Origin of the sequence: Flavobacterium sp. ENC, from assembly GCF_020991415.1 — a bacterium.
Taxonomy (GTDB): domain Bacteria; phylum Bacteroidota; class Bacteroidia; order Flavobacteriales; family Flavobacteriaceae; genus Flavobacterium.
This window is the reverse complement of record NZ_JAJMOY010000004.1, coordinates 242,404-255,357: the sequence shown is the minus strand read 5'-3', so window position 1 is coordinate 255,357 and position 12,954 is coordinate 242,404. Positions and strand designations below refer to the sequence as shown.

Sequence of the window (12,954 nt, the reverse complement as noted above, 5' to 3'; positions counted from 1 at the left end):
TTTATGTTTGTATCAAGTTTATCAAGCTTTAACCATCTTTACAGCATATTATGTATTATTCATTTTTTAAATGTTCTTTGTAAGCAGATTTTGCAATAGAGTCTAATTCTCTGCTTGCATAATAATGTAAACAATTTGACATATAATAATTTTCACCTTCTTTACAATTCTCACACATTTTAGGTTTTGGCATGTTCTTAACAATGTTCTGTCCCATTTTTCTAGTTTCATTCAAGGCTTTAAGACTTAAACCATCGTATGGATTTAATGCATCTTTCTGCTCTATTAGTTCATAAATAGAATCGTTTTTATAGCTTTCCTTAAGACAAGCGAAAAAAACATTATCCTTATAGGCTGTTATCCATGGATTATTACTTTTGGTATAACTAAACTTTTCATATGAGTTTTTGCCGCAAGAGCAGAAACATAATAGTATTAAAATGTATTTCATAATTTTTAATTTAAAATCCATATATCTAATCTATAAATAGGGGCGTCATAAAAATGACATTCATTTCCGCAAGTAGCATCACTTTTTAGTAAATCAGCATGTCCTGTTGCCCAGTTAAAATTACTTGAGTAAATAGAGTATATTCCTTTTTTTCCTAATAATAATCTGGGCAAATTTACACCATTAGTACCAGCATCTGCTTCTGAATATTGAGAATGATTGGGATTGTAAGGTGTTTTAGGATTTATCGTTGAGGCAGGGTTAGTGCCAAAAGTTGCTCTCATCCATAAATTAATTTCATAAGCAGCTTTAAAATAAAATTTATTATCTGCTCCCTTAAAAGTTTTACCAGGTAAATTGGGTATTATTACACCAGAATAATTTAATGCTTTTGATAAACGTATAGCACAGGTATTAGTTTTAGGTCCTGAATATAAAGAGGCAACATCACCTCCTATTGAATTATACATTTTTTGAGGAGTATCGTATTTAGGATCAGAATCATAGGGAAAATTTGAGCTAAAATCTGACCATTTAGGTAGATTTTGTTTTGGAAAAGTCAAATTAGGGTTCTCCCAAAATACAGGATCATATGTTCCATCATTTCCTTCTGAACTACCCATGAATCGATTTTTAAATTGTTCGAATGTTACAGATGGATTGTTAATGAAATAATTAATTGCCCAAATACCAAATTTTTTCGCCGCAGCATTAGTATTCTGATCCAGGTAATTTTTTACTTCCGTAGCAATGTTATCGTTGTTGAATAAAAAGGTTAATTGTTCAAAATTAAGTGTATTTCCTAATAATACGTTGATGTCGTTGGCCAGTATCGGCACCTCACAATCTAAAGACTGACAGGAAGGAGGCAAAGAAATTCCGGTATCCACCGGGCCACTGCCGCCGCTTCCCGGAGTGCTGCTGCCGCCACCTCCGGCACCACTTTGGTCTCCGCCCATGCCACCGCCACCCATGCTCTCTCCGCAAGAGGCAATTTGGTAAGCAACTACCTGATAAGTCGAATAAGGCAAAGAACCTTTACCCTCACAATTGGCTGCTTCAGAAGCTCCGGAATGGTTTCCGCTGTAACATTTATGTGCAGTTTCAATGACCATATATTCATACGTATTTTCACAGGCCGATTTAGAAGTCAGGTTGTTAAAAGAAAAGGTTTCGCTGTTTACGGCTTTAAATCCGGTAACCTTAAAATTTTTATGCTCACTCGCGATCCCGTCAGGAAAGAAATAGGTAATAATGTACGCTTTGTATTCCTCTTCGTTAAATCGTTTGGTCAGGATTAGATTTTCGATCGTGTTGCTGGCGGGTGAATAATCATTTCGCTCGATATAAAATGTAAAAGACTCTTTGGCTTGTTTATCATTTTTTACATAGGTCAGCCTGTCGGTAAAGATTTTAAAATCCAAAGCCTGAACGGTTCTTTTGGAAGTTGATTTTTGAGTTTCTGAGTTGGTGATCACCTTAAAAAGCGATTCCCTGGATCTAAGGAATTCATAATTTTTATGAAGCATTACTGCCCCTTTTTGATCGGTATTTTCTGTTAGCTCTGACTCGCTGCTGCAGCCTGACAGACTTAATACAATGGCAAACACCACTGTTTTAATAAACGGGATGATTTTTTGGGTTGGCATATAAATGGTTTTATAAATTACAAATTTGGCTTATAGGGGGATATATTTCCGGCTAATTTATAAAAAAAAAGCTACAAACAAAATGCGGCTGTATTTTTTTTATAAAAAATAAATCAGGCTGTTATAAACTGTAAAACACTTTACTTCAGAGGCTTTTTAGAAGTTTAGCTACTATTATTATTCTCCATTAAATCTATATAAAAGTTGGTTTTTACGAAATTCAGATTTCATCCTCTAAATTTAAAGTTGATTTTGTATTTGTAAACTTTATCTTAAAATTATACATTTGGGCTGCCTCTATTCATAACCGCTCAAAATCACGGAAATAATATTCCGGACTGATAAATAAGAATAGTTGTAACATCAATCAAATCAATCAAAATGAAGTACCTCACTAAATTTATCCTAATCTGTCTTTTTTTCGCCAGCAGCTTAGCAGCACAAACAACTCCGGAAAAAAGAATCGATTCCTTATTTTCTAAGTATAACTCCAAAACTGCCGGTGTCGCCGTTGGTATTGTTAAGGACGGAGCCCTTATTTTTAAAAAAGGATATGGAATGGCCAACCTCGAATACGACATACCGATTACATCAAAAACTATTTTTAATGTCGGTTCCGTTTCCAAACAATTTACCACTTTCGCCATTTACCTGTTAGAGCAACAGGGCAAAATCGCATTGGATGATGATATCCGAAAATACCTTCCCGAGTTGCCGGTTTATGGAAAAACGATAACCATCAGACATTTATGCTCGCACACCAGCGGGTTAAAAGACCAGTGGTCTCTGTTGACATTAGCGGGCTGGAGAATGGATGACGTCATTACTTCCGAGCAGGTAATGAAAATAATCTGCAATCAAAAAGAACTGAATTTCGAACCCGGAAGCCAATTTAAATACAGCAATTCAGGATTTACATTATTGGCCGAAATTGTAAAAAGAGTTTCAGGAAAAAGTTTTGGTTCCTTTGCAAAAGAAAATATTTTCGATCCGCTTGGCATGGAAAACACCTTAATATATGACGATAACGAAAAAATAGTGAAGAACAGGGCCTATTCGTACGGCAGTGAAAACGGATTATATAGCAAAAGAAACCTCAACAGTTCTTCTCCCGGGCCTACAAATGTTTATACAACCGTAGAAGATTTAAGCAAATGGACGACTAGTTTTGAAAATCCTACCTTAGGCAATGCCGATTTTATTAAACGTTTTAATGAGCAATCCCTCTTAGATGATGGAAAACCAACGATACTGGCAGTACGGGACGGCGAAACGATTTACCACGCAAAAGGTCAGTTTATACGAAATTACAAAGGCCTTACCGTATACAACCATACCGGAAGTGATGCGGGTTTTAAAGCTTATCTGGGTCGTTTTCAGGACCGTAAATTATCGATTATACTTTTGAGCAATGATGAAAATTTTGTAGCCTATAAAGCCGGAATGGATATTGCCGAATTTTATTTGGCTGATCAGTTTAAAAAGAGAGAAAAAGTAGCTGCAACTGAACAGAAAGCCGAAGAAAAACCAAAACCTTCTAATACCAATCTAAAAGACTTTGAAGGGACATTTCAGAATAATGATTTATCCTCCCTTTTTAACCTCAGAGTTATTGATGGAAAGCTGACCATGACCCATAACCGGTTAAGTGATGTTGTGCTGACTGAAGTAGAGAAAGATAAATTTTCGGGAGCCATTACATTTTCTGCGGAAGTAAGTTTTCAAAGAAACAAGAAAAACCAAATCACAGCCTTAAGCATTACAAATTTTGGAGCAACAAATGTCAAATTTATGAAACTAAAATAGTGACTGCTTTGCGAGAACTATGCTAACCCAAAACTTATGCTGAAAAGATTATTTATATATCTGATTCTGTTAATTATATACCTTTTTATTCCAGGAATTAGTCAGCAGATTTTCATGAAGTATGACGATTACTGGTTTTATGTACTTTCAACATTGTTGTTTGGTATAAATTTGTTGTTTGCTTTCATCTTTTTAAAATTCCCTAACAAGTTCTATAATTTTATAGCCGCTTTTTTCATTACGTCGATTGGAATTTTATCAGTAATTATAGTATTGAATTTAAAATTAGGATGGGAAGCAATTGAAATTTCTTTATACAGTGATGCCATTTCTTCCCTCATAGCATGGGAAGTTGTATTTCAAATTAAACAGAAAAAATTTGACCTTTAAAAATAATTTGTAATACAGTCCCGCTTCCACCAAATCTCCGAACCTTGTAACCACTGCAATAAGCCACCAGAAAAACCAAACTATTCTAAACGGAATATAGAAGCGGGTGCGAAGTCAGGAGACTTCGCACAGCAAAAAAAAAACTTCAATAAATTCATTTAACATTCCTACTTTTAGTAACTCTAAACCCAGAACATAAAAAAGAATGAAAACCTATTTTGTTGACTCGTTTACCAATCAAAAATACAAAGGCAATCCCGCAGCGGTTTGTCTTCCGGAGACCGATTTAGATGCGGCTGAGATGCAAAGCATTGCGGCTGAAATTGGCTTTTCGGAAACTGCTTTTATCAAACCACTAACGGACAATACATACAGCATCAGGTTTTTTAGTCCAAAGACGGAGATTCCGTTGTGCGGGCATGCGACGCTGGCTTCTTCTAAGATTGTTTTCAGCACCACTTCGCTGGACAGCATAACGTTTATCAACTATGACAATGTGGAATTGGCGATTGAAAAAGAAGACCAGAAAATCAAAATGTTTTTTCCGGTTTATGACACCGAAGAGACAGTTGTACCCCAAAAAATGCTGGATGCTCTGGGTATTTCTGAAACCATATCTCTACGATACAGTCCCAACAATAAAATAATCCTGATCGAAATCGAAAGCGCCCACGAACTGGCCGATTTAAAACCCGATTTTACGGCATTGATAAATTCGCACACCGGAATAAGCGGCGTACTGGTAACCGCAGCTTCAGATAGCACCGATTTTGATTTTCACTACCGCTATTTCTGGCCCTGGGCAGGAACAAACGAAGATCCGGTAACAGGCGGTATTCAGACCTTTTTGACCAAATACTGGGCCACCAAACTCAATAAAACAAAACTTCGGGCGTATCAGTCTTCCTTACGAACCGGAACCATGAGTACCGAACTTTTACAGGACAAGGTTTCTATTTTAGGCGAAGCTGTGATTGTTTTAGAGGGTGAGTTTATTTTATAAATCTCGCGATTTGCGAAGTTTTTATCTTTAAAAAAGTCCAAAGTGATAGATGTATGAAGTGGGGAGACTTCATACAACATCATTGGTTTATCAAGCCTTCAGATGAATTTTGTGTAAATCATCCAGTAAACCCATTTCATCCTGCGGCAGCAATTGGAAAGCAATTTCAACTAAAGTCATGGCATTTATATCAGTGCCGTTATCCTGAAGCACCATAATACTTGCTTTTAGAAGATCTGAAATCATTAGTTGTAATTCATTATAAGACGATACTTTTAGGGTTACACTAAACGAATTGTCAATACGATTCTCCGGTTTTAATCTTGTGAAAAAATTAATTTTAGTCATTAATTCTAAAAATTCTGTTACTACTTTGTGTTCTTTCTCTTCCATGGTTTTAATTTTTAATTGATTTTTTTGATGGAAACGAAATTACAAGTAACAGATTAATTTTAGGTGATTGTATAGAACTGGTTGTATGCAACTGATTGTATTCAACCGATATTGAAAGCTGTGTGAGGTTTGATTTTATTTTCACTTTCACATAGCGTTGTCGAACTTTATTTGTTTTTTTTTTAAATTTTACAACAGAAGTTTTACAACCATTATTTTTATTTTGTACGACTTAAAATCTCGATAATGGCCATGAAAATTGTTCTAAAAAACAATTCTAATTATTTTGGCTTCATAATGCTGATCATTGTCGGTCTTGTTTTTTGTAGTATTTCAATAGGAAATTTGCTAGGATATAATGATATATTTTAGCTAGCTAAATTAAAAAAAGTATAATCTTACTACTTTCGTAAAAAAACAAACTTTTCTTCATTCCAATGCGCAAAACATTCTAACTCATTTTATGAAAAACCGAAAGTCATTATTTAAAGTACTCCTCACCCTATTCCTGCTATGGTTTTTTGGACATATTCTCTATAGTACCATTGATGGTTTGAGCGATAGCGGGAAAAAAGCAGATATTGCGGTTATTCTGGGCAATAAGGTCAACGAAGACGGAACGCTTTCGGAACGTCTGGAAAAACGTCTGGAATGCGGCCTAAACCTGTACCGAAATCATCGCGTGAAAAAAATAATCGTAAGCGGCGGTTTAGGGAAAGAAGGATATTATGAAGGGGATAAAATGAAAGCATTTTTAATGGCTAATAAAGTTCCTGATTCGGTTGTAATTGTGGACAATCTGGGCAATAATACGCGTGCGACGGTAGACAATACCCTTAAACTAAAAGACAGCCTGCATTTTGAAAGTATACTTGTGGTCTCCCAATATTTTCATGTCACACGAACAAAAATGTTATTTAAAGAACGTGGCTTTCAGAATGTCAGTAGTGTAAGTCCGAATTATTTTGAATTTAAAGATCTTTATTCCATCCTGCGGGAATTTGCCGGATATTATACACAATAAAAAAATCCTGTTGCAAATACTAAATAACTTAGTCTCTTTGTACCTTAGTGGCTAAATCTGTATTGAAATGAACAAAGACTTCTATTACAAATTTATCCTGCCGGAGCAGCCACTAGCTGACTTTGTGGAAAATATTGGAATGATTCATAACCAGTCAGATAAAGCAAAAGAAGTTATCCTAATGCCCGATGCAAGGGTTGATTTGTTCTTTTTAGAATCAGAAGCTGAACCTTTTCGTATTGCCCTTATAGGTCTGGAAACCGTTCCGGAGCAACAAAGCATTCCGCCACACACACTTGCCTTTAAAGTCAGTTTTAAACCGCTGGGGGTCGAATATCTCTTAAATACTTCTATTGCCGAACTTTTGAACAGTGCAAAATATTTACCTCCCGATTTTTGGGGCATCACCGCAGCTGATTTAAAGGATTTCGATGCTTTTCATCAAAAAATACTACTCAAACTAAACGCACTTTTACCTGCAGCAATTGACGAAAGGAAACGCAGGCTTTTCGATTTGATTTATACTTCCAATGGCGAAATCAAAGTACAGGAGCTCTCCCAAAGAATCGAATGGAGCAGCAGGCAGATCAACCGGTATTTCAATAAACAATTCGGGCTTTCGCTCAATGCATTCTGCAAAATTTTACGGTTCAAGGCGTCCCTGGGACATATCGCACAAGGCAGGCTTTTTCCGGAGCTTAACTTCACCGATCAGACGCACTTCATTAAGGAAATCAAGAAATTCTCCGGTGTAGTGCCCAGCGAATTATTAAAAAATAAAGATGACCGATTTATACTATTAACCGTCCTGAAAGAGTAATAATTTTGTCCCGTTCGCAAGCAAGTAAGCCGGACGGAAATAAAATTAATCTAAAAATCAGACGAAAATGTTACTAGAAAATAAACAAGTTGCCATTGTGGGCGGAGGTCCCGGCGGACTTACATTAGCCAGACTTTTGCAATTGCAAAATGCAAATGTAAAAGTATATGAAAGAGATTTGAATAAAAATGCGAGAGTGCAGGGTTCGCCGCTGGACATGCATGAGGAATCGGGTTTGGCAGCGATTCACAAAGCCCATTTATTTGAAGAATTTAAAACCAATTTTATCCCGGGTGCAGATAAGACACTGATCCTGGACGAAAATGCCACGATACACCTGAGTGATCACGACACCAACCGTGAGGAAGATTTTGGCAATACTTATTTCAGACCTGAAATCGATCGTGGTGTACTGCGAAAAATGCTATTAGAATCCTTACAACCTGAAACCATCGTATGGGACAGTCATTTTCTTTCGATGGAGCCACAAAATGAGGGCTGGTTACTGCATTTCAAAAACGGTACCTCAGTCTACGCTGATATTGTAATTGGTTCTGATGGTGCCAATTCTAAAATACGCCCGTACATCACCGATATTAAACCTTTCTATTCCGGTATAACGATGCTTGAAGGGACGATTTACGAATCTAAAAAAGCAGCACCTCATATCCATTCCTTACTCAATGGCGGTAAAATAATGGCATTCGGCGATACCAAAAATATCCTGATGGGACAAAAAGCCGAAGATGCCCTTGGGTTCTACGCCAGCTTTAAAACCGATGAACAATGGGCAGCAAAAAGTGGCCTTGACTATACTAATCCAACACAGATATTAGAATGGTTTAAAAAGGAATATCCGGAATGGAGCAGTATGTGGTACGAATTATTCGAAAATGTGTCAGTACCTTTTATTCCACGTCCCATTTATTCGATCCCTTTAGATCAGACCTGGGCACCTTTGCCAAATGTTACCATCATTGGTGATGCCGCACATGTCATGCCTCCTTTTGCAGGTGAAGGTGCCAATATGGCCATGCTTGATGCTCTGGAGTTAAGTGACTATCTTACTTCTAATCAATATAAAACCATACCGGAAGCTATTGCAGCCTACGAAAACAAAATGCGCGAAAGAGCCGCAAAAGCAGCACAGGAATCACTGGAAAATGGTGAGAAAATGCATTCCAAAGATGCATTGCAAACAATGTTGGGCTTCTTTGGCGGAGAGTAGCGTTGCTGAGCTACTAAGGTCCTAAGTTACTGAGGTTCTGAGATTCTGAGGTTCTGAGAAAAACGTTGTGTTTTTTTTGTGATTATTTTTTTTCAACATCAATGCGAAATTTTCACGCAAAGTCGCAAAGACGCCAAGTCTAAAATTTTAAAAAAACTTTGCGACTTGGCGCCTTTGCGTGATTATTTTTTTACTTTTCTACATCAATAATAAATTTTCACGCAAAGGCGCTAAGTCGCAAAGTAAAGATTTAACAAACAAACAAACAACTTCGTAACTCTGTGCAAAAAAAATAAACCTTTGAATCTCTGCCTCTTAGCATCTTTGTCCCTTTCTAATTTCAATACCAATTTCAAAATCCCTAATTTCGCTTTTAAATTAGAAAGAGAAAATGAAGGTCTGTATTGCTGAGAAACCAAGTGTAGCACGTGAAATCGCATCTGTTTTGGGCGCCAATACCAAACACGATGGCTATTACGAAGGCAACGGTTATGCCGTGACCTATACTTTTGGCCATCTATGTACCCTAAAAGAACCCAATGACTACAAACCCCACTGGAAAAGCTGGGATCTGAACAACCTGCCCATGCTTCCTGAAAAATTCGAAACCAAAGTGGTGCAGAATGCAGGAATCGAAAAGCAATTTAAAATTATAAAAAGCCTCTTTGACAAAGCCGAAGTAGTCATAAACTGCGGGGATGCCGGACAGGAAGGAGAACTCATTCAGCGTTGGGTGATGAACGAAGCGCATTACAAAGGCGAAGTGCAGCGCTTATGGATTTCCTCCCTGACTACAGAAGCCATAAAAGAAGGTTTTGAAAACTTAAAACCTTCTGCCAATTACGATAATTTATTCTACGCCGGTTTTTCCAGAGCGATTGGCGACTGGTTATTGGGAATGAATGCCACGCGTTTGTATACTGTAAAACATGGCGGTTACAAACAGGTATTGTCTATTGGCCGCGTGCAAACGCCAACACTGGCCATGGTAGTCGATCGTTTTAAGGAAATCGAAAATTTTAAACCCCAACCCTACTGGGAACTGCAAACCTTATATCGGGAAACGCTTTTTAGTTATGAGGAAGGCCGCTTTTTGAAAAAAGAAGACGGTGAGCTTCTGGCGAATAAAGTCAAGGAAAGTGAATTTGAAATCGTATCCGTCGAAAAAAAGAACGGGAATGAATTTGCGCCAAAGCTGTTTGACCTGACGGGATTACAGGTGTTTTGCAATATAAAATTCGGATTTTCGGCAGATGAGACGCTTAAAATTGCCCAAACGTTATACGAACAAAAAGTAATTACCTATCCCAGAGTGGATACTACTTTTTTACCCAACGATATTTATCCGAAAGTACAGGGCATCTTGCAAAAACTAACGGATTATGCCGCTTTAACGCAGCCTGTTTTAGAAAAAAAGATCAAAAAATCGCCTAAGGTTTTCAATGATAAAAAAGTGACCGACCACCATGCGATTATTCCAACAGGGGTACAAAGCAATCTGCAATACAATCAGCAGCAGGTGTATGATATTATCACAAAACGCTTTATTGCTGTTTTTTATGACGACTGTCTGGTTGCCAATACAACGGTAGTAGGAAAAGCGGCCGACGTGATGTTTAAAACTACCGGAAAGGAAATCCTGAAAAAGGGATGGAGAATTGTTTTTGAAGATCCGAATGCCAAAGAAAAAGAAGCTGATTTGTTACCTAGTTTTGTGGTGGGCGAAAAAGGGCCACACGAACCTTCGTTTTTAGAGAAAGAAACGAAACCACCCAATCAGTTTACCGAAGCGACTTTACTGCGTGCTATGGAAACTGCGGGAAAACAGGTTGATGACGAAGATTTGCGCGAACTGATGAAAGAAAACGGTATCGGGCGTCCGTCAACGCGTGCAAATATTATCGAAACCCTTTTTAAGCGTCAGTATATTGTTCGAAACAAAAAACAGGTATTGCCAACGCCAACGGGAATCCAGCTGATAGAAACCATTCAGAACGAATTGATCAAATCGGCTGAATTGACAGGTTCCTGGGAGAAACAACTGAAAGATATTGAAAAAGGAACCTTTACCGCAGCCGCCTTTATCCGGAACATGAAGCGAATGGTGGAAGCGTTGGTGTACGAAGTTCGAAGCGAAACCAGGCATGCTAATATTTCGCATGCAGCCACTACTGAGAAGGAAGTTGTAAAAACAGAAAAAAAGAAAGCAGCAGGGATTTTGGCCGAAACCTGTCCGAAATGTAAAAAAGCCACGCTGGTAAAAGGAAAATCTGCCTACGGATGCGGCAATTATAAAGCGGGTTGTGATTTTCTTTTGCCGTATACTTTTGCCGACAAAAAAATATCGGAAAATCAGTATTTAAGACTGGTTCAAAAAGGATCAACCGTCAATATTAAAGGTTTTAAAACCGATGCCGGCACTGTAGAAGGCCTGATACGTTTTGAAGAGAATTACAAACTCAAATTAGAGCCTAAAAAAACAGCTCCAAAAGCAAAAGCAGAGACTACAACAGATGTATTAATTTGTCCGAAATGCAAAAAAGGAACAATCCTGAAAGGAAAAACTGCTTATGGCTGTGGTGATTATAAACTGGGCTGCGATTTTAAAGTCACTTTTGATGCCGTACGCGCGAAACTAAATGACCAAAAGCCAACAAAAGAACTGGTGTATTCCATTTTGAATGAAAGTGTTTAATTTTTTTTGCCACAGATTATAGGATTAACAAGATTTTTTTTTGCCACTAATTACACGAATCTTCACGAATTATTTTTAATAGCAGATACGCAAAAAGCATATTAAAATCATTTTAATCTTCCATCCCGATAGCTATCGGGAGTGGCATATTTTCGTATTATATTTGCATAAATAAATTCGCGAAAATTCGTGAAATTCGTGGCTAACTTTTTTTAAAGCAGACTATTCTATTTTTTTATAAATTAGCATAATCACTGTAACATCAAATACCTAATCCTATGTTTCAAAAAATTACACTTTTAATGCTTTTAGCAGTTGTTGTTTTTTCGTGTCAGAAAAAGGAATCTGTTGAAAAAGATAAAATCAAAATAGCAGATTGGCTGATCGGGAACTGGGAAAACAAATCACCTGACGGCTTGCTGATAGAAAACTGGCAAAAAGTAAACGATAGTACTTTCAGTGCGACTTCTTATTTTATAAAAGGAAAAGATACTTTGCATTTTGAAAAGATAGTCTTGTCTCAAAAAGGCGAAAAGCTGACGTACAGCGCGACAGTAAACGGGCAAAACAATGACAAGGCCATTGATTTTCCTTCTACCAGCGAAACTGAAACTAAATTGGTTTTCGAAAATCCACAGCATGATTATCCTCAGAAAATCACTTACACCAAAGGTGCGAATAATAGTATGACAGCTGAGGTTACGGGAAAACTGCAGGGAAAACTGACTACGGAACGATTTATTATGGTGAAGAAGTAAGCTGATTTTTGTGAAAAAGTAAAATGTAGCGAATACATAAAACAGCCATAATTTGAAATACAAGTACAATTATATAAAATCTACAATGCTCTTTTGTGTTGTAGGCTTTATTATTCCGGGATTTACAGCAATTTTTTTAGTTGGTCTTCAAATGATTTTGACGAAGTTAGGAGTTGAATGTTCAAATGCCTGGCAAATATTCTGGCTCTTCTCCTGGATTGGAATGATTGTTTTACCAATTTTATTTTTTAAAAATTTAAAGAAAAAAGAAAAGGCATACTACAAACAATTAAGAACCAATTTAATTTTCTTCAATCTGTTTGAATATATTTTTATACAAACTGCCTTAAGTATCTTTTTTACCAAAGCAAATACTTTATGTTATGTTTCGGATGGTCAAAATGGAATTGAATTAGCTTTTACAGCCTGGCTTGCTCTTCCAATTCTAATGATCTTCAGCTACTTTTTTGAATATCATACGGAAACTATTAGTGAAGACAACTAAAAATGAAAAGACTCTTTTTTCTAATTCAACTATTTCTACTCTTAAGTTGCAGCAATAAAAACCAAAATAGTGTTGAAAACGTTTTGGATAATTTTTCATTCAACACAACTAAATCAAATAGTACCCAATTAATCATCAAACTTTACGATACTACAATTACCAAAAAAAGGTCTTCTGATGTTGAGTCATTTATTTCAAAAAAAGAATTTAAAACAGCAAGTAAACGACAAGT

The 12,954-nt window shown here is 36.8% G+C and carries 11 protein-coding genes; 8 read left to right on the top strand and 3 right to left on the bottom strand.

Annotation, left to right across the window (positions count from 1 at the left end; translation table 11 throughout):
• Window positions 1–55 precede the first annotated feature (55 nt).
• Both LPB89_RS12550 and LPB89_RS12545 read right to left on the bottom strand, forming a co-directional pair.
• On the bottom strand, window positions 56–451 hold the full coding sequence (locus tag LPB89_RS12550) for a hypothetical protein (RefSeq protein ID WP_230702132.1): 396 nt from the start codon (window positions 449–451) through the stop codon (window positions 56–58).
• Window positions 452–456: 5 nt separating this feature from the next.
• Window positions 457–2,100, bottom strand: coding sequence for a T6SS effector amidase Tae4 family protein (locus tag LPB89_RS12545; RefSeq protein ID WP_230702131.1), 1,644 nt, complete (start codon window positions 2,098–2,100; stop codon window positions 457–459).
• Window positions 2,101–2,481: 381 nt separating this feature from the next.
• Here LPB89_RS12545 and LPB89_RS12540 point away from each other — a divergent pair, with 381 nt between their 5' ends.
• Entirely contained in the window at window positions 2,482–3,906 is a 1,425-nt protein-coding gene (locus tag LPB89_RS12540) for a serine hydrolase (RefSeq protein ID WP_230702130.1), read from the top strand.
• A gap of 595 nt (window positions 3,907–4,501) precedes the next feature.
• On the top strand, window positions 4,502–5,299 hold the full coding sequence (locus LPB89_RS12535) for a PhzF family phenazine biosynthesis protein (RefSeq protein ID WP_230702129.1): 798 nt from the start codon (window positions 4,502–4,504) through the stop codon (window positions 5,297–5,299).
• 90 nt (window positions 5,300–5,389) lie between these two features.
• On the opposite strand, the gene LPB89_RS12530 is transcribed toward LPB89_RS12535, so the two are convergent.
• Window positions 5,390–5,692, bottom strand: coding sequence for a hypothetical protein (locus LPB89_RS12530; protein WP_230702128.1), 303 nt, complete (start codon window positions 5,690–5,692; stop codon window positions 5,390–5,392).
• A gap of 463 nt (window positions 5,693–6,155) precedes the next feature.
• Between LPB89_RS12530 and LPB89_RS12525 the strand changes: the two genes are divergently transcribed.
• The 6 genes from LPB89_RS12525 to LPB89_RS12500 all read left to right on the top strand — a co-directional run bounded on the left by LPB89_RS12525 (window position 6,156) and on the right by LPB89_RS12500 (window position 12,722).
• Window positions 6,156–6,716, top strand: a complete 561-nt coding sequence (locus LPB89_RS12525; protein WP_230702127.1) for a YdcF family protein — start codon at window positions 6,156–6,158, stop codon at window positions 6,714–6,716.
• A gap of 67 nt (window positions 6,717–6,783) precedes the next feature.
• Window positions 6,784–7,536 carry an AraC family transcriptional regulator gene (locus LPB89_RS12520; protein ID WP_230702126.1) on the top strand — a complete coding sequence of 251 codons (753 nt, stop codon included), beginning with the start codon at window positions 6,784–6,786 and terminating at the stop codon, window positions 7,534–7,536.
• Between the two features lie 67 nt (window positions 7,537–7,603).
• Window positions 7,604–8,764, top strand: coding sequence for an NAD(P)/FAD-dependent oxidoreductase (locus tag LPB89_RS12515; RefSeq protein ID WP_230702125.1), 1,161 nt, complete (start codon window positions 7,604–7,606; stop codon window positions 8,762–8,764).
• Window positions 8,765–9,155: 391 nt separating this feature from the next.
• A complete protein-coding gene (locus LPB89_RS12510; protein ID WP_230702124.1) occupies window positions 9,156–11,459 on the top strand; it encodes a type IA DNA topoisomerase in 2,304 nt (767 codons plus the stop codon).
• 278 nt (window positions 11,460–11,737) lie between these two features.
• Entirely contained in the window at window positions 11,738–12,217 is a 480-nt protein-coding gene (locus tag LPB89_RS12505) for a DUF6265 family protein (RefSeq protein WP_230702123.1), read from the top strand.
• 52 nt (window positions 12,218–12,269) lie between these two features.
• Entirely contained in the window at window positions 12,270–12,722 is a 453-nt protein-coding gene (locus LPB89_RS12500; protein WP_230702122.1) for a hypothetical protein, read from the top strand.
• Window positions 12,723–12,954 lie beyond the last annotated feature (232 nt).

Excerpts from the sequence above, each read along its gene's own strand:
- LPB89_RS12510 (WP_230702124.1), top strand. The coding sequence starts at position 9,156 with ATGAAGGTCTGTATTGCTGAGAAACCAAGTGTAGCACGTGAAATCGCA.
- LPB89_RS12540 (WP_230702130.1), top strand. The coding sequence starts at position 2,482 with ATGAAGTACCTCACTAAATTTATCCTAATCTGTCTTTTTTTCGCCAGC.
- LPB89_RS12535 (WP_230702129.1), top strand. The coding sequence starts at position 4,502 with ATGAAAACCTATTTTGTTGACTCGTTTACCAATCAAAAATACAAAGGC.
- LPB89_RS12515 (WP_230702125.1), top strand. The coding sequence starts at position 7,604 with ATGTTACTAGAAAATAAACAAGTTGCCATTGTGGGCGGAGGTCCCGGC.
- LPB89_RS12505 (WP_230702123.1), top strand. The coding sequence starts at position 11,738 with ATGTTTCAAAAAATTACACTTTTAATGCTTTTAGCAGTTGTTGTTTTT.
- LPB89_RS12530 (WP_230702128.1), bottom strand. The coding sequence starts at position 5,692 with ATGGAAGAGAAAGAACACAAAGTAGTAACAGAATTTTTAGAATTAATG.
- LPB89_RS12545 (WP_230702131.1), bottom strand. The coding sequence starts at position 2,100 with ATGCCAACCCAAAAAATCATCCCGTTTATTAAAACAGTGGTGTTTGCC.
- LPB89_RS12550 (WP_230702132.1), bottom strand. The coding sequence starts at position 451 with ATGAAATACATTTTAATACTATTATGTTTCTGCTCTTGCGGCAAAAAC.
- LPB89_RS12520 (WP_230702126.1), top strand. The coding sequence starts at position 6,784 with ATGAACAAAGACTTCTATTACAAATTTATCCTGCCGGAGCAGCCACTA.
- LPB89_RS12525 (WP_230702127.1), top strand. The coding sequence starts at position 6,156 with ATGAAAAACCGAAAGTCATTATTTAAAGTACTCCTCACCCTATTCCTG.